Origin of the sequence: Microvirgula sp. AG722, from assembly GCF_003269145.1 — a bacterium.
Lineage (GTDB): Bacteria > Pseudomonadota > Gammaproteobacteria > Burkholderiales > Aquaspirillaceae > Microvirgula > Microvirgula aerodenitrificans.
This window is the reverse complement of the sequence record NZ_QLTJ01000001.1, coordinates 116,172-135,149: the sequence shown is the minus strand read 5'-3', so window position 1 is coordinate 135,149 and position 18,978 is coordinate 116,172. Positions and strand designations below refer to the sequence as shown.

General features: G+C 64.5%; 18 protein-coding genes. 11 read left to right on the top strand and 7 right to left on the bottom strand.

From position 1 onward, the window contains the following. Positions 1-66 precede the first annotated feature (66 nt). The gene (locus DFO50_RS00600) at positions 67-2,280 is read left to right on the top strand and encodes a bifunctional (p)ppGpp synthetase/guanosine-3',5'-bis(diphosphate) 3'-pyrophosphohydrolase (protein WP_112691906.1); all 2,214 of its coding nucleotides are present in this window, start codon (positions 67-69) and stop codon (positions 2,278-2,280) included. Positions 2,281-2,317: 37 nt separating this feature from the next. Here DFO50_RS00600 and DFO50_RS18755 read toward each other — a convergent pair whose 3' ends face one another. Next, positions 2,318-2,689, bottom strand: coding sequence for a hypothetical protein (locus tag DFO50_RS18755; RefSeq protein WP_146744995.1), 372 nt, complete (start codon positions 2,687-2,689; stop codon positions 2,318-2,320). On the opposite strand from DFO50_RS18755, the gene rplM reads away from it, so the two are divergent. The 6 genes from rplM to DFO50_RS00570 all read left to right on the top strand — a co-directional run bounded on the left by rplM (position 2,688) and on the right by DFO50_RS00570 (position 7,434). Next, positions 2,688-3,116 (top strand): 50S ribosomal protein L13, encoded by a 429-nt coding sequence (gene rplM / locus DFO50_RS00595; protein ID WP_028497964.1) that lies wholly within the window; start codon positions 2,688-2,690, stop codon positions 3,114-3,116. The two genes, DFO50_RS18755 and rplM, sit on opposite strands and share 2 nt — an antisense overlap. A 16-nt stretch (positions 3,117-3,132) precedes the next feature. Beyond that, positions 3,133-3,525 (top strand): 30S ribosomal protein S9, encoded by a 393-nt coding sequence (gene rpsI / locus DFO50_RS00590; protein ID WP_028497963.1) that lies wholly within the window; start codon positions 3,133-3,135, stop codon positions 3,523-3,525. A 114-nt stretch (positions 3,526-3,639) separates the two neighbouring features. Beyond that, positions 3,640-4,668, top strand: coding sequence for an N-acetyl-gamma-glutamyl-phosphate reductase (argC, locus tag DFO50_RS00585; protein WP_107888771.1), 1,029 nt, complete (start codon positions 3,640-3,642; stop codon positions 4,666-4,668). A gap of 127 nt (positions 4,669-4,795) precedes the next feature. Further along, a complete protein-coding gene (gene erpA / locus DFO50_RS00580; protein WP_028497961.1) occupies positions 4,796-5,146 on the top strand; it encodes an iron-sulfur cluster insertion protein ErpA in 351 nt (116 codons plus the stop codon). Positions 5,147-5,267: 121 nt separating this feature from the next. Further along, positions 5,268-6,152, top strand: a complete 885-nt coding sequence (locus DFO50_RS00575; RefSeq protein ID WP_051528627.1) for a CheR family methyltransferase — start codon at positions 5,268-5,270, stop codon at positions 6,150-6,152. Positions 6,153-6,177: 25 nt separating this feature from the next. Continuing rightward, a complete protein-coding gene (locus tag DFO50_RS00570) occupies positions 6,178-7,434 on the top strand; it encodes a D-amino acid dehydrogenase (protein WP_028497959.1) in 1,257 nt (418 codons plus the stop codon). Here the strand turns inward: DFO50_RS00570 and xth are convergent. The 5 genes from xth to DFO50_RS00545 form a co-directional block, all read right to left on the bottom strand. Next, positions 7,431-8,198, bottom strand: a complete 768-nt coding sequence (gene xth / locus DFO50_RS00565) for an exodeoxyribonuclease III (protein WP_028497958.1) — start codon at positions 8,196-8,198, stop codon at positions 7,431-7,433. The genes DFO50_RS00570 and xth overlap by 4 nt on opposite strands. 101 nt (positions 8,199-8,299) lie before the next feature. Beyond that, complete coding sequence (gene ugpQ, locus DFO50_RS00560; RefSeq protein ID WP_028497957.1) at positions 8,300-9,040, bottom strand: glycerophosphodiester phosphodiesterase; 741 nt, start codon at positions 9,038-9,040, stop codon at positions 8,300-8,302. Further along, positions 9,037-10,422, bottom strand: a complete 1,386-nt coding sequence (locus DFO50_RS00555; protein ID WP_112691905.1) for an FAD-binding oxidoreductase — start codon at positions 10,420-10,422, stop codon at positions 9,037-9,039. The genes ugpQ and DFO50_RS00555 overlap by 4 nt, the downstream gene beginning before the upstream one ends. Beyond that, on the bottom strand, positions 10,419-11,771 hold the full coding sequence (locus DFO50_RS00550; protein WP_112692027.1) for an NAD-dependent succinate-semialdehyde dehydrogenase: 1,353 nt from the start codon (positions 11,769-11,771) through the stop codon (positions 10,419-10,421). The genes DFO50_RS00555 and DFO50_RS00550 overlap by 4 nt, the downstream gene beginning before the upstream one ends. A gap of 225 nt (positions 11,772-11,996) precedes the next feature. Next, complete coding sequence (locus DFO50_RS00545; RefSeq protein ID WP_028497954.1) at positions 11,997-13,172, bottom strand: nitronate monooxygenase family protein; 1,176 nt, start codon at positions 13,170-13,172, stop codon at positions 11,997-11,999. A gap of 153 nt (positions 13,173-13,325) precedes the next feature. Between DFO50_RS00545 and ttcA the strand changes: the two genes are divergently transcribed. Next, positions 13,326-14,306, top strand: a complete 981-nt coding sequence (gene ttcA, locus DFO50_RS00540) for a tRNA 2-thiocytidine(32) synthetase TtcA (RefSeq protein WP_107888769.1) — start codon at positions 13,326-13,328, stop codon at positions 14,304-14,306. Next, a complete protein-coding gene (locus DFO50_RS00535) occupies positions 14,299-15,096 on the top strand; it encodes a polyamine aminopropyltransferase (RefSeq protein ID WP_051528626.1) in 798 nt (265 codons plus the stop codon). Before ttcA ends, DFO50_RS00535 begins: the two co-directional genes overlap by 8 nt. Position 15,097: 1 nt before the next feature. On the opposite strand, the gene ubiD is transcribed toward DFO50_RS00535, so the two are convergent. Further along, on the bottom strand, positions 15,098-16,633 hold the full coding sequence (ubiD, locus tag DFO50_RS00530; protein WP_107888767.1) for a 4-hydroxy-3-polyprenylbenzoate decarboxylase: 1,536 nt from the start codon (positions 16,631-16,633) through the stop codon (positions 15,098-15,100). Between the two features lie 301 nt (positions 16,634-16,934). Between ubiD and DFO50_RS00525 the strand changes: the two genes are divergently transcribed. Together DFO50_RS00525 and DFO50_RS00520 are read left to right on the top strand one after the other, a co-directional pair. Then, on the top strand, positions 16,935-17,579 hold the full coding sequence (locus DFO50_RS00525) for an OmpW family protein (protein WP_028497950.1): 645 nt from the start codon (positions 16,935-16,937) through the stop codon (positions 17,577-17,579). Positions 17,580-17,862: 283 nt separating this feature from the next. Continuing rightward, positions 17,863-18,924, top strand: coding sequence for a PLP-dependent cysteine synthase family protein (locus tag DFO50_RS00520; protein WP_028497949.1), 1,062 nt, complete (start codon positions 17,863-17,865; stop codon positions 18,922-18,924). Positions 18,925-18,978 lie beyond the last annotated feature (54 nt).

The window sequence follows — 18,978 nt, the reverse complement described above, 5'->3', positions numbered from 1 at the left end:
GCACCGGCCGGCTGCGTTGTACCCAGGGCCAATGCCTGACTTGCGCAGGATACGCATAAGCACTCTATGGTTTCCGTCACACGCCCGCTTGCAGATTCTTTAGCCGATGCCGCCGATCCCAACGCCTGGCTGGCCGGAGTCAAGTCCGGACTGTCTCCCGACGAGCTGGTGGTCCTCGAACGCGCCTTCCGCGCCGCCCGCGAGTTGTACGCCGGCAAAATCATCCCGCTGACCGGTGAGGATGCCTTTGGTCATGCGGTGTCGTCCGCCGCGATCATCGCCGACCTCAACCTGCCGGCCTCGACCATCGCCGCCACCCTGCTGGCCGGTGCACCCCAGTATCGCGACGATTGCCTGCCATGGCTGACCCGGGAATTCGGCAAGGAGATTGCCGATCTGGTCGACGGTGTCGGCCGCCTGTCGCGCATTGCCGAGCTGGGCCGCCGCGACGAGCACGTGTCGCCCGAGGCGCGCTCGCAGCAGGCCGAGGTCATGCGCAAGATGCTGCTGGCGATGGTAGCCGACATCCGCATCGTGCTGATCAAGCTGGCCTGGCGCACCCAGACCATGCACTGGCTGTCCAAAGTGGCGGACGAACGTTCCCGCCGGCTGATCGCCCAGGAAACCTACGATATCTTCGCGCCGCTGGCCAACCGCCTCGGGGTCTGGCAGATCAAGTGGGAACTGGAAGATCTGGCTTTCCGTCACCTGGAACCGGACAACTACAAGAAGATCGCCCGGCTGCTCGACGAGCGCCGGGTCGAGCGCATCCAGTATATCGAGGATGTGCTGTCGACCCTGCGGCAGGAACTGCAGAAGGCCGGCATTACCCATTCCGACGTCGCCGGGCGGCCGAAGCACATCTATTCGATCTGGAAGAAGATGCGCAAGAAGCATCTGGATTTCAGCGAGCTGTACGATATCCGCGCCGTGCGGGTGCTGGTCGACCGTACCGTCGACTGCTATACCGTGCTCGGTCTTATTCACAGTATCTGGCAGCCGATTCCCGGCGAGTTCGACGACTACATCTCCCACCCGAAGGCGAACGACTACAAGAGCCTGCATACCGCCGTGATCGGCCCGCAGGACAAGGTGGTCGAAGTGCAGATCCGGACCTTCGACATGCACGAGCATGCCGAGTTCGGTGTGGCTGCGCACTGGCGCTACAAGGAGGGCGGGCAGGGCGATGCGCAGTACGAGGCCAAGATCGCCTGGCTGCGCCAGCTGCTCGACTGGCGGGAAGAAGTCGGCGAGAAGGAAGAAGGGCTGGCCAATGCCTTCCAGACTGCGCTGTTCTCCGACACCATCTATGTGATGACCCCGCAGGGGCGGGTGCTGAGCCTGCCGGCCGGTGCGACGCCGATCGACTTTGCCTATGCCGTGCATTCGGACCTCGGCCACCGCTGCCGCGGAGCGAAGATCGACGGCCAGATCGTGCCGCTGTCGACGCCGCTGGAAAACGGCCAGCGCATCGAGATCATGACGGTCAAGGAAGGCGGGCCGTCGATCAACTGGCTGCACGATGGCTGGGTCAAGAGCTCGAAGGCGATCGGCAAGATCCGTCAGTACATTCGCCAGCAGAACGCGCACGTGGCGATCGACGCCGGGCGCACGCTGTTCGAGAAGGAACTGTCCAAGCTGCCGCCGGCGGTCAACCCGAATATCGAGGCTGTGGCCGACCGGCTGAATTTTGCCCATCCGGAAGAGATGTACGCCGCGCTCGGCCATGGCGAGCTGTCGATGCGCGCGGTGCAGAACGCGATCAATGCCTTCGTGCCGGTAACGCCGGGCGAGATGGCGCCGGAAGACCTGGTGCACAAGAGCCGGGCCGAGCATGACGCTGGCGGCATCCTGATCGAGGGCGTCGACAACCTGATGACGGTACTGGCCAAATGCTGCAAGCCGGCTCCGCCGGACCCGGTGGTCGGCTTCGTGACCCGCGGACGCGGGGTGTCCATCCATCGCGCCAACTGCGTCACCCTGAAGCGGTTGTCGGCCAGCGTGCCCGAGCGGCTGATCGCCGCCGACTGGGGGCGTCAGGAAGGCAGCGTGTTCGCCATCGACCTCGAAGTCATGGCCATGGACCGCCCCGGCCTGCTGCGCGACATTTCCGATGTGCTGTCGCGCGAAAAACTCAATGTCACCGCGGTCAACACGCTGAGCCGCGACCACCACGCCCGCATGCGGTTCACGCTGGAAGTCAGGCAGGTGGCGGATCTGCAACGGGTGCTGGCGCGGGTGCAGGACGTGCCCGGCGTGCTGGAGGCCAGGCGGGTCTGAGCCGGCAAAGGGCACGAATCCGGTGAAACGGAGACAGTTATACTGCACTGCACAAAAAAGCCTTGCCAAGTGCGTAAGGCATTACCATAATTTGCAGTGCATCAAGACGTTCCATGCAATATGGCGTTTTGGTGTTGTCTCCTCCATCCTCCTTATTTAGGTGGAACTTATGCGCAGCTGGCAACGCCGGTTGCGCTTTTTTTTCCCGCCATTCCGGGGCGGTCATGCTGCGGTATCGACGATGTTGCGTCGCGAAAGCGCCCAGCGGGCGGCGTTGACGGGCGATCGCCCGCAAGCCCGCGATTTTTCGGGCAATTTCCCTGTTTCCTTCTCTCGTCGCGGTTTGACAGTGGCAGGGCGGCTGTATAGAATCGGCAGCTTTCAAGAATTTCGACTGGAAGAGATCCATGAAGACCTTCTCTGCCAAGCCGCATGAGGTGAAGCGCGACTGGTTCGTCGTCGACGCTACTGACCTGGTGCTCGGCCGCCTGGCCGCCGAGATCGCCCACCGCCTGCGTGGCAAGCACAAGCCGGAATACACTCCGCACGTCGATACCGGCGACTACATCGTAGTCGTCAACGTTGACAAGCTGCGTGTGACCGGCAACAAGGCACTCGACAAGAAGTATTACCGTCACACCGGCTACCCGGGCGGCATCTACGAGCGCAACTTCACCGAACTGCAAAACCAGTTCCCTGAGCGCGTTCTGGAAAAAGCCGTCAAGGGCATGCTGCCGAAGGGTCCGCTTGGTTACGCAATGATCAAGAAACTCAAGGTGTACGCTGGTACCGAGCACCCGCACACCGCGCAGCAGCCCAAGGCGCTGGCAATCTGAATCTGAGGCTCAGTAAATGAACGGCAAATACTACTACGGCACTGGCCGCCGCAAGAGCGCGGTAGCACGTGTGTTCATGATCAAGGGTTCGGGCAAGATCACCGTCAACGGCAAGCCGGTTGACGAATACTTCGCCCGCGAAACCGGCCGCATGGTGATCCGCCAGCCGCTGACCCTGACCGAACATCTCGACTCGTTCGACATCCTTGTCAACGTCGTCGGTGGTGGCGAAACCGGTCAGGCCGGTGCTGTGCGTCACGGCATCACCCGTGCTCTGATCGACTTCTCGACCGAACTCAAGCCGACCCTGTCGGCCGCCGGCTTCGTGACTCGCGATGCTCGTGAAGTTGAACGGAAGAAAGTCGGTCTGCACAAGGCCCGTCGCCGCAAACAGTTCTCCAAGCGTTAATCGCTCGCAGAATGCGGGACACCAGAAAAGCCACCTCCGGGTGGCTTTTTTCATTGCCGATTGCGCGTTACTATTGCTTTTTTACGACGCAAATTTACTTTTCAAGGACATCAGATGATCAAGGTCGGCATCGTCGGCGGCACCGGGTATACCGGAGTCGAACTCCTGCGCCTGCTTTCCAGGCACCCCGGGGTCGAGTTGAAAGCCATTACCTCGCGCAAGGAAGCCGGCCTGCGAGTCGATGCCATGTTCCCGAGCCTGCGCGGCCGGGTCGATCTGGCGTTTTCGGCGCCGGAGTCGGCCGGGCTGGCGCAGTGCGACGTGGTGTTCTTCGCCACGCCGAACGGCATCGCCATGAACGAGGCGGTGGCCTTGCTCGATGCCGGCGTGCGCGTGATCGACCTGGCTGCCGACTTCCGCATTCGCGATATCGCTGAATGGGAAAAGTGGTACGGCATGACGCATGCTGCGCCGTCGCTGGTGGCCGAAGCCGTGTACGGGCTGCCGGAAGTCAACCGCGAGGCCATCCGCGATGCGCGGCTGATTGCCAACCCGGGGTGTTACCCGACGGCGGTGCAACTGGGCTTCCTGCCGCTGATCGAGGCTGGCGTCATCGATACCGCGACGCTGATCGCCGACTGCAAGTCCGGCGTGTCCGGCGCCGGGCGCAAGGCGGAGGTCGGTGCGCTGTTTGCCGAGTCGACCGACAGCTTCAAGGCCTATGGCGTTGCCGGGCACCGCCACCTGCCGGAAATCCGTCAGGGCCTGTCGCGGGTGTCGGGCGCGCCGGTCGGGCTGACCTTCGTGCCGCACCTGACGCCGATGGTGCGCGGCATCCACGCCACGCTGTACGGCCGGCTGGACCGGGACATCGACCTGCAGGCACTGTTCGAGCTGCGCTATCACGATGAACCGTTCGTCGACGTACTGCCGGCCGGCAGTCACCCGGAAACGCGTTCGGTACGCGGCGCCAACCTGTGCCGCATTGCCGTGCACCGGCCGCAGGGCGGGGATACCGTGGTGGTGCTGTCCGTCATCGACAATCTGGTCAAGGGCGCGGCCGGGCAGGCAGTGCAGAACCTGAACCTGATGTTCGGCTTCGACGAGGCGGCCGGGCTGGATATCGTGCCGCTGATGCCCTGAGCCGGGGCACCATCGGGGCTACGGCGCTAAGCCGTTGTCCTGATGGCAAAACCCTACTGCCGGCCTCGTTGCTTTTGCCAGATCGACAGCGGATAATCCATCTTGACGTTTACTGGAGATGGAACACATGAACGCTGTAACCGAAATGCCGCTGCCGCTCGTTTTTACCGACAGCGCGGTGTCCAAGGTGAGCGAACTGATCGCAGAAGAAGGCAACCCTGATCTGAAGCTGCGCGTCTTCGTGACCGGCGGCGGTTGCTCCGGTTTTCAGTACGGTTTCACTTTTGACGAAATCGCCAACGAAGACGACTCCCAGTTCGTGAAGGGTGGCGTCACGCTGCTGATCGATCCGATGAGCTACCAGTATCTGGTCGGCGCGGAAATCGATTATCAGGAAAGCATCGAGGGCTCGCAGTTCGTGATCAAGAATCCGAATGCCACCTCGACCTGCGGTTGCGGGTCGTCGTTCTCGGTGTAAGCCTCTTACTGACTGGACATCAAGGGGATATCATTCGTGGTCGATATTCCCTTTAGCAAAGCCCAAGCTTGCTTGGGCTTTTCGTTTGTGATCGTTGTCTAACCGGGATCGAACCGCCTGTATGAATGCCTCTTCCCTGCCGTCCGCCTCGTCCGCTTTTTCGCGTGAGTTCGATTTTACCGAGCGTGATTTCGAACGCATCCGCAACGCCATTCGCCACTATGCGGGCATTTCGCTGAACGTCAGCAAGAAGGACATGGTCTATGGCCGGCTGGTCAAGCGCATCCGCAGCCTCGGGCTCGGCGGCTTTGCCGTCTACCTGGATCTGCTGGAATCGCCGGCCGGTCGTAGCGAACTGGAGCTGTTCGTCAACGCGCTGACGACCAATCTGACCTACTTCTTCCGCGAAGAGCATCATTTCCCGCTGCTGGCCGAACACCTGAAGGCCCGTGCGGCCGCCGGCGCCACCGAGCTGCGCATCTGGTGCAGCGCGGCGTCGACCGGTGAGGAACCGTACTCGATCGCCATCACCGCGCTGGAAGCCGTCTCCGGCATGGCGCGGGCGCCGCGCATCGAAGTGGTCGCCTCTGACCTGGATACCCAGGTGCTGAAGACGGCAGCGGAAGGCGTGTATGCCGCCGACGTGCTGGCCAAGCTGCCGCCGGGGCTGTCGGCCCGCTACTTCGACCGCCTGCCCGATGGCCGTGGCAAGGCAAAGGCGGCGCTGCGCGAGCGCCTGCGCTTCTGCCGCATCAACCTGATCGAATCACCGGTGAGCTGGGGACTGAAGAGCGGCTTCGATGCCATCTTCTGCCGCAACGTGATGATCTATTTCGATCGCGCGACCCAGCTGGAAGTCCTTAACAAGTTTGCGCCGCTGCTGCGCCCGGATGGCCTGCTGTTTGTCGGCCACTCGGAGAATTTCCACCAGGCCAATCCGCGCTTCCGTCTGCGCGGCAAGACCGTGTATTCGCTGGAGCCGGCGGCGGGCAGTGCCCCCCGGTAACGCGGACAAGGTTTACGGACAAGGAATGAAAGTCATCGTGATGGGCGCCGGCGTGGTCGGCGTATGCACAGCCTGGTATCTGTCCCGGGCCGGGCACGAGGTGGTCGTGATCGACCGCCAGGGCGACGCCGCGCTGGAAACCAGCTTTGCCAATGGCGGCCAGATCTCGGTCAGCCAGTCGGTGCCGTGGGCCTCGCCGGACGCGCCGCTGCAGATCCTGCGCTGGCTGGGGCGGGCTGATTCACCGCTGCTGTTCCGGCCGAAGCCGGACCCGCGGCAGTGGGACTGGGGCGTGCGCTTCCTGCTCGAGTGCCGCGACAGCCGCCTGCGGCGGAACATGAGCCAGATGCTGGCGCTCGGCCTGTACAGCCGGCAGAGCCTGCAGGCGCTGCGCGAGGAAACCGGCATCCACTATGACCAGTGCACCCGGGGCATTGTCTGCCTGTACCAGACCCGCAAGGAACTGGACCACGCCGCCGAATGCGCCGAGTGGATGCGCCCGTTCGGCATCGACCGTCGCCTGGTCGAACCGGGGGAACTGGCCGCGCTCGACCCGGCGCTGGCGAACGTTGCACCGACCCTGGCCGGCGCGACCTACTGTGCGGACGACGAGAGCGGCGACGCCGGTCTGTTCACCCGCAAGCTGGCTGCCCTGTGTGCCGACAACGGGGTCCGCTTCCTGTTCAACACCCGCATCAATGCGCTGGAGCATGACGGGCAGCAACTGACCGGCGTGTCGGTGACCGGGCCGGACGGCTTCTATCGCAGCGAACATGCCGATGCCTACGTGCTGGCGCTGGGCAGCCATTCACCGCTGCTGGCGCAGCCGCTGGGCGTGCACCTGCCGGTGTATCCGACCAAGGGCTATTCGGCCACCTTTGCCGTGAGCGACCCGTCGCGGGCGCCGCAGCTCAGCATCACCGACGAATCCCACCATATCGTGTTCTCGCGGCTTGGCGACCGCCTGCGCGTGGCCGGCACGGCAGAACTCAGCGGTTACTCCAGTCACCTTGACCCGGTGCGCTGCGCGGCGCTGACCACCCGGGCGCAGGCGCTGTTCCCGGATGCGGCGGACTACACCCGGCCGCAGTACTGGACCGGACTGCGGCCGTCGACGCCATCGAATGTGCCGCTGATCGGCAGGGTGCGCCGCTATGGCAACCTGTTCCTGAATACCGGCCACGGCACGCTCGGCTGGACCGAGGGCCCGGGGTCCGGCCGCCTGCTGGCCGACATCATCAGTGGCCGGCCGGCCGGCATCGACTTCGCCCTGTTCCGCTAGAACGAGGCGACGACAGGCGCGTGGTCGCTGGGGCGCTCCCAGCGACGCGGCGTCTTGTCGATCACGCACGCGTCGAGTCCGGCCGCCAGCGGCGCCGACAGCAGCACATGGTCGATGCGCAGCCCCTTGTCGCGGCGGAACATGCCCTGGCGGTAGTCCCACCACGAGTAGCAGCCGGCCTCGTCGTTCAACTGCCGGAACGCATCACTGAGTCCCAGACCGAGCAGGCGCTGGAAGGCGGCCCGCTCCGCGTCCGAACACAGCACCTGACCGGCCCAGCCGGCCGGATCGTACAGATCGCGATCGTCCGGTGCGATATTGAAGTCGCCGGCCAGCGCCAGCCGCGGATGCCGGCTCAGCTCGTCGGCAACGAAATCTGCCAGCCGTGCATACCAGTCGAGCTTGTACGCATACTTGTCGCTGCTCAGCGACTCGCCATTGACGCAGTAGGCCGAAATGACGCGCACGTCGCCGACGGTGGCGGCGAGCAGGCGGCGCTGCGGGTCGTCATAGCCGGGAATGCCGGCGATCACGTCCTGCGGCTGCTGCGGGGCGCGGGTGAGGATGGCGACACCGTTGTAGGTCTTCTGCCCGGACCAGGCGGCGTGATAGCCGACGGCTTCCAGTTCGGCGACCGGAAACTTGTCCTGGTCGAGCTTCAGCTCCTGCAGGCACAGCGCGTCGACCGGGTTGTCGGCGAGCCAGTCGATGACGTGCGGCAGGCGCACTTTCAGGGAATTGACGTTCCAGGTGGCGAGTTTCACTAGTCTGCTTTGTCTGTCGGGGGTGAAATGAACAGCATATCAAGCCTGTCCGGTTTTGGCCGGGCAGCGCTCTTGCTTTCGGAGGGAATGGCGATGCCCTCTCAGGGCTGCAGTGCATCCAGCGCATCGGTGCAGATGGCGTCCACGCCCAGCCGGAACAGGCTGGCGGCCCGCGCCGGGTCGTCCACGGTCCAGCACATCAGGGCCAGCCCGGCGTCGTGGATGGCTGTGACAAGGTCGGCATCGACCAGGGTGTGGTCGATGTCCAGTGCGATCACGCCGAGCTGTTGCGCAGTGGTGAGCCAGTCGGACGGCAGCGTGTCCTCGATCAGCCAGGCATAGTTCAGCGGTGGCGCGGCCTCGCGCGCGGCTGACAGCGCGTCGGCCGAGAATGACGACAGCAGCGGCGGGATAGTGGCGCGTCCCCAGCGGCGCAGGCATTCCTGGGCGACCAGCTTGCCGGTCTGCACTTCCCGGCCGGGGCAGGGCTTGATCTCGACATTGGCGTGGATGCCGTGCTCAAGGCAGATGCGCGCGGCATCGGCCAGCGTCGGCAGCGGCTCGTCGGCAAAGCGGGGATCGAAACCGCTGCCGGCATCAAGGGTGGCCAGCTCGGCCCAGCGCCAGTCTGCCGCCGGGCCGCAACTGTTGGTGGTGCGGTCCAGCGTATCGTCGTGCAGCAGGAAAGCGATATTGTCGCTGCTGAGCTTGACGTCGAATTCCGCCATCCGGTAACCGAACACCGAGCCGGCCAGCAGGGCGGCGGCAGTGTTTTCCGGCGCGAAGCGCCCGCCGCCACGATGGGCGATCAGGTGCGGGTAGGGCCAGCGCAACATGTTCATAGCAGTTTCCCGGGGTTCATCAGGCCGGCTGGGTCGAGCGCGGTTTTCAGCGTGCGCATCAGGCTCATCGAGGCCGGGTCGTGGAAGCGGGCCAGCCAGTGCCGGCGCAACTGGCCGACGCCGTGTTCGGCCGACAGCGTACCGTCGAATGCATAGGCACACGAGAAGACGATTTCGTTCACGCGCTGCTCGTCGTCGAACAGCGCGGCGTTGCCTGGTCGGGTGTGGCTGATGTTGTAGTGCAGATTGCCGTCGCCGAGGTGGCCGAAGGTGACGATGCGGCAGCCGGGGAAAGCCGTTTCCAGCTGCCGGCCGCAACTGTCGAGAAAGGCGGGGATTGCCGAAACCGGCACGGCGATATCGTGCTTGATGCTTGGGCCATCGCGCCGCTGTGCTTCGGAAATCTCCTCGCGCAGCCGCCACAGTTCGCGCCGCTCCCGCCCGCTTTGCGCCAGCACGGCATCGACAAAGGCGTCGCGGCCATCGAGCCAGTCGAACAGTTGTGCGTCGAGCGCGGCCTGCTCGCCGCCGTCGGACAGTTCGAACAGCACTGACCAGGCGCAATCGAACGGCAGCCGCACCTCCGGAACATGGTGGGCGACCAGGCTCAGGCACTGGCCGGAAATCAGCTCGAAGGTGGTCAGGCGGTCGCCGAAGCGATCATGCAGTTCGTGCAGCAGGGCAACGGCCGCTGCCGGGGAGTCGATGCCGACCAGTGCGGTCGCACGGGCATTCGGCTGCGGATACAGCTTCAGTGTGGCGGCGGTGATGATGCCGAAAATGCCTTCTGTGCCGATAAACAGCTGTTTGGCGTCAAAGCCGCTGTTGTTCTTGCGCAGCCCCTTCAGGGCATGAATGACCTGGCCGTCAGGCAGCACCGCCTCGATACCGAGCGTCAGCTCGCGGGTGTTGCCGTAGCGCAGCACGGCCAGGCCGCCGGCATTGGCTGCAAGATTGCCACCAATCTGGCAGCTGCCCTCGCTGGCGAGGCTCAGCGGATACAGCAGGCCGTGTCCGGCGGCGGCGGCCTGGACCTCGGCCAGCGTGCAGCCGGCCTCGGCAGTCACGGTCGCATTGTCGCGGTCGACGGCGCGGATGGCGTTCATGCGCCGCAGTGCGATGACCAGGGCCCGGCCGCTGGCATCCGGCGTTGCGCCGCCGACGGTACCGGTATTGCCGCCCTGCGGCACCAGCGGCGTGCCGGTGTCGCGGCTCAGTTGCACCAGGGCGGCGACCTGCCCGGTGGTGGCAGGCAGGGCAACCGCCAGCGGCCGGCCATGGAAGCGCTGGCGCCAGTCGGTGGTATAGGCGGCGGTATCGGCCGTGTCGGTCAGCAGGTGGGCGGCGCCGACGATATCGGCCGCGCGAGTCAGAATGCTCATCGTTGCCAGAATGTCTTTACATTGACGAATTCATACAGCCCGAACTCGGACAGCTCCCGCCCGTAGCCGGACGCCTTGACGCCGCCAAAGGGCAGGCGCAGGTCAGAGCTGGTATGGCGGTTGATGAACACGCTGCCAGCCTCGATATCGCGTGCCAGTCGTTCGGCTCGGAGCAGATCCTGACTATAGACGGCGGCGCCAAGGCCGAACGGGGTATCGTTGGCCAGCCGGACCGCATCGGCTTCGTTCTCGGCGCGCAGGATGCTGGCGGCAGGGCCGAACGCTTCTTCATGATAGATGCGGCAGGCCGGGCTGACGTGGTCCAGCACCGTGGCCGGATAGTAGAAACCGGGGCCGTCAGGCAGTTGTCCCCCGCTCAGGCAGCGGGCGCCGTGCCGGCAGGCATCGGTGATCTGGTCATGCAGCTGGGCGCGCAGATCGGCGCGGTGCAGCGGGGCCAGCGTGGTGCCGGGCAGTCGCGGGTCACCCGGCGTCAGCCGGGTGACTTCGGCCATGAACGCCTGCAGGAAGTCGTCGGCGATTTCCGGCACCACGATCAGGCGCTTGGCGGCATTGCACGACTGGCCGGCATCGCGGAAGCGGCTCATTGTGCATTCCTGGGCGGCCGTGGCCAGATCGGCATCGCGCAGGATCAGCACCGGGTTGCTGCCGCCCAGTTCCAGCACGGTCTTCTTGATGTGTTTGCCGGCCAGGCTGGCGATCAGGCGGCCGGTGCGGGTCGAACCGGTGAACGCGACGGCATCGCAGCCGGCGATGGCGGTCTCGACCGCATCGACATCGATCCATGCCACATCGAACACCGGGATGTCGGCTTCCTGCATCAGTTCCAGCAGCAGCGCGGTCGACTGCGGCACGGTCGGGGCCGGCTTCAGCAGGCAGCCGTTGCCGGCGGCCAGCGCCGGCACGGCGAAGCGCAGCGCCTGCCAGACCGGGTAGTTCCACGGCATGACCGCGAATACCAGTCCCAGTGGTTCGAAGCTGACGCCGGAGCGGCTGGCGCTGGTCGGGATGGTCTGCGGCTGCAGCAGGGTCGGGGCCAGATCGGCGTAGTAGTGGCACAGGCGGGCGGTCTTTTCCAGCTCGGCACGTGCCTCGTGGATCAGCTTGCCGACTTCGAGCGTGATTACCGGTGCCAGCCGGTCGACATTGGCCTCGATCAGTTCGCCGAGCCGGCGGATGCGCGCGACGCGCTCGTCAATCGGCCGGCCGCGCCAGGCGTGCTGGTGTTGCCGGAGTCGGGATATCGCCTGTTGCAGCCGGTCGACAGACCAGCCGGGGCGGGTGTAGACCGTTTCGCCGGTCGACGGATCACAGCTTAGGAATTCCATGCCGAAAGTGTACCGTTCCGCCGCCATCGCGGGGAGGGGGAATCCATGGGCGCGGGCATGAAAAAAGACGCCAGGGGCGTCTTTCCGACCGTCCGCAAATCTTGCGGCCAGGCATGGGCAAGCGTCAGCAAGCTCTCTTTGCTGCAGCGGGGACGGCAGGGGTCGGAGCCAGGCCGGAAGCCTGCCGCACTCTCAACGTGGCCAGCCCCCCCCGGTATCTGGCGCTCAGGCCCGCTGCGGCAGGTCAGCCGGACGCAGGCCGGTGGTCAGGTAGTCGAGCAGCTCCTTGACCGAGCGGATTGCACTGTCGAACGGCAGCGCTTCCGAGCCGCGGAAGAACAGGCCCTTGCTGACTTCACCGCGGTAGGCGGCGGCCAGCTTCAGGTCGATGCAGAACTGGCCGACCTTGGACAGGCCGTCACGCAGGCCGCACACCGACAGGCAGTTCAGTGCCTGGGTGCAGCGGGCCGGATCGGCCTTGGCATTGGCCTGCAGGGTCGATTCGCGCTTCAGGTAGCTTTTCAGGAACGGCGTCATCACGCCGCGTGCCGGCAGGCCGGCCACGCTCATGAATTCGACAATGTCTTCCTTCTTTGCACCGGCCAGCACGCTCTTGAAATTGTCGTGCGCATCGCCCTCGGTGGTGACGGCGAAGGCGGTGCCGACCTGGACGCCGCTGGCGCCGAGGCCGAGGTAGTGCTTGACCTTCTCGAAGCTGTTGATGCCGCCGGCGACGATCAGCGGGACTTTTTCCCGTTCCAGGCCGAGGCTCTTGAACACTTCGAAGGTTTCTTCCAGCACGCGGGCGAAATCGAAGCGGGCGTCGTTGACGTCTTCCTTGCGGGCGGCGCCGAGGTGACCGCCGGCGTGGCCCGGGTGCTCGATGACGATGGCGTCGGGCAGGCGGTTCTTCTTCATCCAGCGCTTGAGCACGATGCCGATGCCGCGCGATTCGCTGAGAATCGGCAGCAGGGCGACGTCCGGGTGGTTGGCGGTCATGTCAGGCAGGTCCAGCGGCAACCCTGCGCCCATGGTGATCGCCTGGGCGCCGGACTCGCACGCCTGGCGCACGTATTTGGCGTGGGCGTCGACCGCCTTCATCACGTTGACCGATACCATGCCGTTGCCGTCGGCCAGGGTCAGCGCCTGCTTGATCTCGCGGTCGAGCGCAATCAGGTTCAGACGGTCATAGTCCTCGGTACCGGTCGCATGCTTCGATTCCTCGACCAGGTCCTCGTGCAGGTGACGCAGGTCGACACTGGCGATGGTGCCGACCGCACCCTCCCGCGCCACGGTACCGGCCAGCCTGTGGGCGGAAATACCCACCCCCATGCCCCCCTGGACAACGGGCTTGAGCGAATGGCTTTTCAGTACCAACGGGGATAACGGGGTCTCGGTCATAGGTCTTCTTGGCAAGGAGAAAATTAGAGTAATTATTCGATGATACCCGAAATTAGGCGCGCAGCCGTCGTCGACGTCAAGGGGAACGGTCCGGCGCGACCAGCGGTTTCACGGTAAAATCGCGCAATTCGCTGAATTTGCTGGTGGCTGGACATGACTGATACCTCACTCTCCGCGGCGGACACGCCGGCGCAGAAAGCCGGGCGCAACGCGCTCAAACTCGCCAAACGGCTGCGGCACGAAGTCGGCGACGCAATCAACGACTTCAATATGATCGAACCGGGCGACCGTGTCATGGTCTGTCTGTCCGGCGGCAAGGACAGCTACGCGCTGCTCGACATCCTGCTCGGGCTGCAGAAGTCCGCGCCGATCGATTTCTCGCTGGTGGCGGTCAACCTCGACCAGAAGCAGCCGGGCTTCCCCGAAGACGTGCTGCCGCGCTATCTGGCATCGCTCGGGGTCGAGTATCGCATCATCGAGGAAGACACTTACAGCATCGTCAAGCGACTGGTGCCGGAAGGCAAGACCACCTGCAGTCTGTGTTCGCGGTTGCGGCGCGGCATCCTGTACCGGGTGGCCGACGAGCTGGGCGCGACCAAGATCGCCCTCGGCCATCACCGCGACGATATTGTCCACACGCTGTTCCTGAACATGTTCTACGGCAGCAAGCTGAAGGCGATGCCGCCGAAGCTGATTTCCGACGACCGCCGGCATATCGTCATCCGCCCGCTCGCCTACTGCCGCGAGAAGGACCTGATCCGCTACGCCGAGCAGAAGGCGTTCCCGATCATCCCGTGCAATCTGTGCGGCTCGCAGCCGAACCTGCAGCGGCAGGTGATCCGCGACATGATCAACGACTGGGACCGTCGCTTCCCCGGCCGGATCGAGAACATGTTCCGCAGCCTGCGCAATGTGGTGCCCTCGCATCTGGCCGATACCCGGCTGTACGATTTCGCCGGCCTGCGTGTCGGCGCAGCCCTGCCGGACGAGGGCGGTGACACCGCGTTCGACAGCGAAACCTTCAGCGATCCGACCGCTCCGGTGTTCGATGACGAGGAGGCGGCGCCGGCCACCGTGCGCCGGCCGGTCATCAATATTCTCGATACGCGCGTTGCCGGGGGCTGTGGTGAGTGATTTCCTGGCGTTGCGGCGGCGCAAGGCGCGCCCCGCGCAGGCGGACCTGGCCGAGGTGATGGTCAGCGAGGCCGACGGCATCCGGGCGATGTATCTCGGCTCCGACACCATGCAGTCGGCCATGCGGGTCAAGGACCCGTGCGATCTGGTGCTGGCCTATACCCGGGCGACCATGGCATTCCTGCTGTTCCAGCCCGATCCGCGCCGCATCCTGCATGTCGGGCTCGGCGGCGGCTCGCTGCCGCGTTTCTGCCATGCCAGGCTGCCGCGGGCGGAGAACGTCGCGGTCGAGATCAATCCGCAGGTGGTGGCACTGTGCCGCTCGCAGTTCGCATTGCCGGACGACGAGCGCATGCAGGTGGTGGTGGACGACGGCATCGACTATGTCAGCCGGCAGACACAGGCATTCGACGTCATCGTTATCGATGCCTTCGATGGTCGCAACATCATTACCGCCATGGTGGCGGAGCCGTTCCTGCACGATTGCCGCATGGCGCTGCGCGAAGGCGGGGTGCTGGCGGTGAACCTGTGGAGCCGCCATCCGCGCTTCCACGAGCATGTCGAGGCGATGCGGCTGGCGTTCGACGGCAAGGTGCTGACGCTGCCGGCAGAAACGCACGGCAATATCGTCGCCTTCGCGCTGGGTGGCCTTTCCGGCAATGCATTGCGCTTCGATGCGCTGACCGAGCGGGCGCAGGCCGCCGGCGCTGCCGTTGGCCTGGACCTGGCAGCGATGGTGCCGGCGATGAAAAAGCACAATCCGCACTCGGGGGCGCGGCTGATGCTGTAGCTCAGAGGCCGAGGTCGCGCCACATGGCGTCGACCCGTGCCTTGACCGCCGCATCCATGACGATCGGCGTGCCCCATTCGCGCGCGGTTTCGCCCGGCCACTTGTTGGTCGCGTCCAGTCCCATCTTGCCCCCCAGGCCGGAAACCGGGCTGGCGAAGTCCAGATAGTCGATTGGCGTATTGTCGACCAGCACCGTGTCGCGGACCGGGTCCATGCGGGTGGTGATGGCCCAGATCACTTCTTTCCAGTCGCGGGTGTTCACGTCGTCGTCGACCACGACAATGAACTTGGTGTACATGAACTGGCGCAGGAAGCTCCAGCAGCCCATCATCACCCGCTTGGCATGGCCGGCATACTGCTTGTTGATCGATACCACCGCCATCCGGTAGCTGCAGCCTTCCGGCGGCAGGTAGAAGTCGACGATTTCCGGGAACTGCTTCTGCAGGATCGGCACGAACACTTCGTTCAGCGCCACGCCGAGCACGGCCGGCTCGTCGATCGGCTTGCCGGTATAGGTACTGTGGTACAGCGCGTTCTCGCGCCGGGTGATACGGTCGACGGTAAAGACCGGGAACCAGTCCTGCTCGTTGTAGTAACCGGTATGGTCGCCGTACGGGCCTTCCAGCGCATGCAGATAGCCGTCGATTTCCTTGACCGGAATGCCGTGCTCGCTGACACCGGCATGGCCGGGTTCGGCCGGGGTCAGCGCGCCTTCCAGCACCAGCTCGGCATAGGCCGGTACCGACAGGTCATTGCCGATGCAAGTGGTCAGCTCGGTGCGTGCGCCGCGCAGCAGGCCGGCGAACTGGTATTCCGACAGCGTGTCCGGCACCGGCGTGACCGCACCGAGGATGGTTGCCGGATCACAGCCAAGCACGACCGAGACCGGATACGGCTGGCCCGGATTCACCCGGCGCCAGTCGCGGAAATCCAGTGCGCCGCCGCGGTGGGCGAGCCAGCGCATGATCAATTGGTTCCGGCCGATGACCTGCTGGCGGTAGATGCCGAGATTCTGCCGCTTCTTGTGCGGGCCGCGGGTGACGGTCAGGCCCCAGGTCACCAGGGGAGCGACATCGCCGGGCCAGCAGTGCCAGATCGGCAGGCGGCCGAGATCGACGTCGCCGGCTTCTTCCACAATCTGCTGGCAGGGCGCATGGCGGATCTGCTTCGGCGCCATGTCGAGCACCTTCCGGTACAGCGGGAACTTGTCCCACGCATCGCGCAGCCCCTTCGGCGGCTCCGGCTCCTTCAGCATCGCCAGCAGTTTGCCGATCTCGCGCAGCGCCAGCACATTGTCCGCGCCCATGCCCAGCGCCACCCGCTGCGGCGTGCCAAACAGGTTGCCGAGCACCGGGAAGTCGTAGCGCCGGCCGTCATGTTCAGGGTGTTCAAACAGCAGCGCCGGCCCGGCAGCTTTCAGCGTGCGGTCGCAGATTTCGGTCATTTCCAGTCGCGGAGAGACCGGGTGGCTGATGCGCCTGAGTTCGCCGCGCTGTTCCAGCGTGGTGATGAAGTCGCGCAGATCTCGGTATTGCATGCCGAACCTTATGGGAATGGTGTCATTTCGGAATGCGCGGGAGGCTAGGCGCTCGGGTGCGGGTGTGTCAATTCACGCCGCGCCGCTGCCGCCGGCGAAGGCAGAAATCGGCGGCCGGTGCGCCGGAAAACAGAATTGTATTTGACTGGGATCAGAACAATCGCAGATCAGGACCATGATGTGCGCATGGGATGTTTCCGTTTTGAAAACCATGGGGTAGATTGCGCGAATATTAAGAAAAAAGCCGTTTTGCGACGGCACGACACTTCTTTTTTTGCAGACTTATCCTGGAGATAAAGCCATGAAAAAACTGGCGATTGCGCTTTTGGTGGGGGCGGCGTTCGCGCCGGTGGTGGCGATGGCCGATGCGGGCGACATCATTGCCCGTTTCCGTGCGATCAATGTGAACCCGGACGTCAGCACCTCCGGGCTGCTGAGCAACCCGCTTGATGCCGATGTCAAGGACGCAACCGTCCCGGAACTCGACTTCACCTACATGATCACCAACAACATCGGCGCCGAACTGATCCTGGGTACGTCGCGTCACAAGGTTTCGGCCAACCGTACCGCCCTTGGTGGTGGTAGCGGCGATATCGGCAAGGTCAGCGTGCTGCCGCCGACCCTGACCCTGCAATGGCACTTCATGCCGCAACACGATGTGTTCCGTCCGTACGTGGGCGCCGGTGTGAACTACACCCGCTTCTACAATGTCGGCCTGAACACCGAAGTGGGCCGCGTTGACGTGGACCGCAACAGCTGGGGTGGTGCACTGCAAGTTGGTGCCGACTTCCCGATCGCCAAGAATGTGTTCATCAACGTCGACGTGAAGAAGCTGTGGATCAGCACCGACGTGCGTGGCACCAGCGGCGCGATCAATGGCGTCAAGCTCGGCACCCTGGACATCAACCCGTGGGTGTTCGGCCTCGGCGTTGGCATGAAGTTCTGATTCAACGGCGGTGCCGGCGACAGGGCAGGGACGGTGGGCTGCCGGACCTGTTCGCAATGCTCGCCAAACACCGCCCTGGGCCGGCCTTGCGCCGGTCCGCCAACCGAATATTCGGTTCCTCTCGTGTTGTCCTTTCCGGCGCATTCCTGCGCCGTTTTTTATGGCCGACAGCCAGCGGCCGGCGGCCGGCACGACGTCGGACAAACGGCGTGCATTCATTACTACCAATTGCGTTGACGGGTATTAGAATAGCGTTTTTTGAAATATAAGAGAACGCTGAATCATGAACGCCTGGGTCAATGCCGCGCTGTCGAAGATCGAAGCGGATTTCAACCGTTCGTCCGATACGCACCTGATTCCGCTCGCCATTCCGGCGCTGCCGGGCATCCACCTGTATTTCAAGGACGAGTCGACCCACCCGACCGGCAGCCTGAAGCACCGGCTGGCGCGCTCGCTGTTCCTGTACGGGCTGTGCAATGGCTGGGTGCGCGAAGGTACGACCATCATCGAGGCGTCGAGCGGTTCGACGGCAGTTTCCGAGGCGTATTTCGCCCGGCTGCTCGGCCTGCCGTTCATTGCCGTGATGCCGCGCGGCACCTCGCCGGAGAAAGTGCGGGCGATCGAGTTTCAGGGGGGGCGCTGCCATCTGGTCGACGATCCGAAGTCGATCTACGCCGTCTCGCGCCAGCTGGCACAGGAACTGAACGGCCACTACATGGACCAGTTCACCTATGCCGAACGCGCTACTGACTGGCGCGGCAACAACAATATCGCCGACACCATCTTCCATCAGATGGCGCTGGAGCCGCATCCGGTGCCGGACTGGATCGTCTGTGGCGCCGGTACCGGTGGCACCTCGGCGACCTTTGGCCGCTATGTGCGCTACCAGAAGTGTTCGACGCAGATCTGTGTGGTCGACCCGGAAAATTCGGTGTTCTATGACAGCTACTACACCGGCGACGACCACCTGACCTGCGAAGGCGGCTCGGGGGTGGAGGGGATTGGCCGGCCGCGCGTCGAGCCATCGTTCATTCCCGAAGTCGTCGACCGGGTGATCCAGGTGCGCAATGCGGCCAGCTACGGTGCCATCCATTTTCTCGAGTCGGTGCTCGGGCGCAAATGCGGCGGGTCGACCGGCACCAACCTGTTCGGCGTCTGCGAACTGGCGGCCGGGATGCACCGCAACGGACGTGAAGGCGCGATCGTGACGCTGATCTGCGACTCCGGCGAACGCTATCTGGACAGCTATTTCAATCAGGACTGGCTGGCCGCGCAGGGGATCGACATTGCGCCGTGGGTCGAGCGCTATCAGCGCTTCTTTACCACCGGCGAGTGGGACGGCTGAGCCACCGGACCGGCCGGGCAGCGTCATGTCGCCGCCCGGCACTTTTCCTGTTGC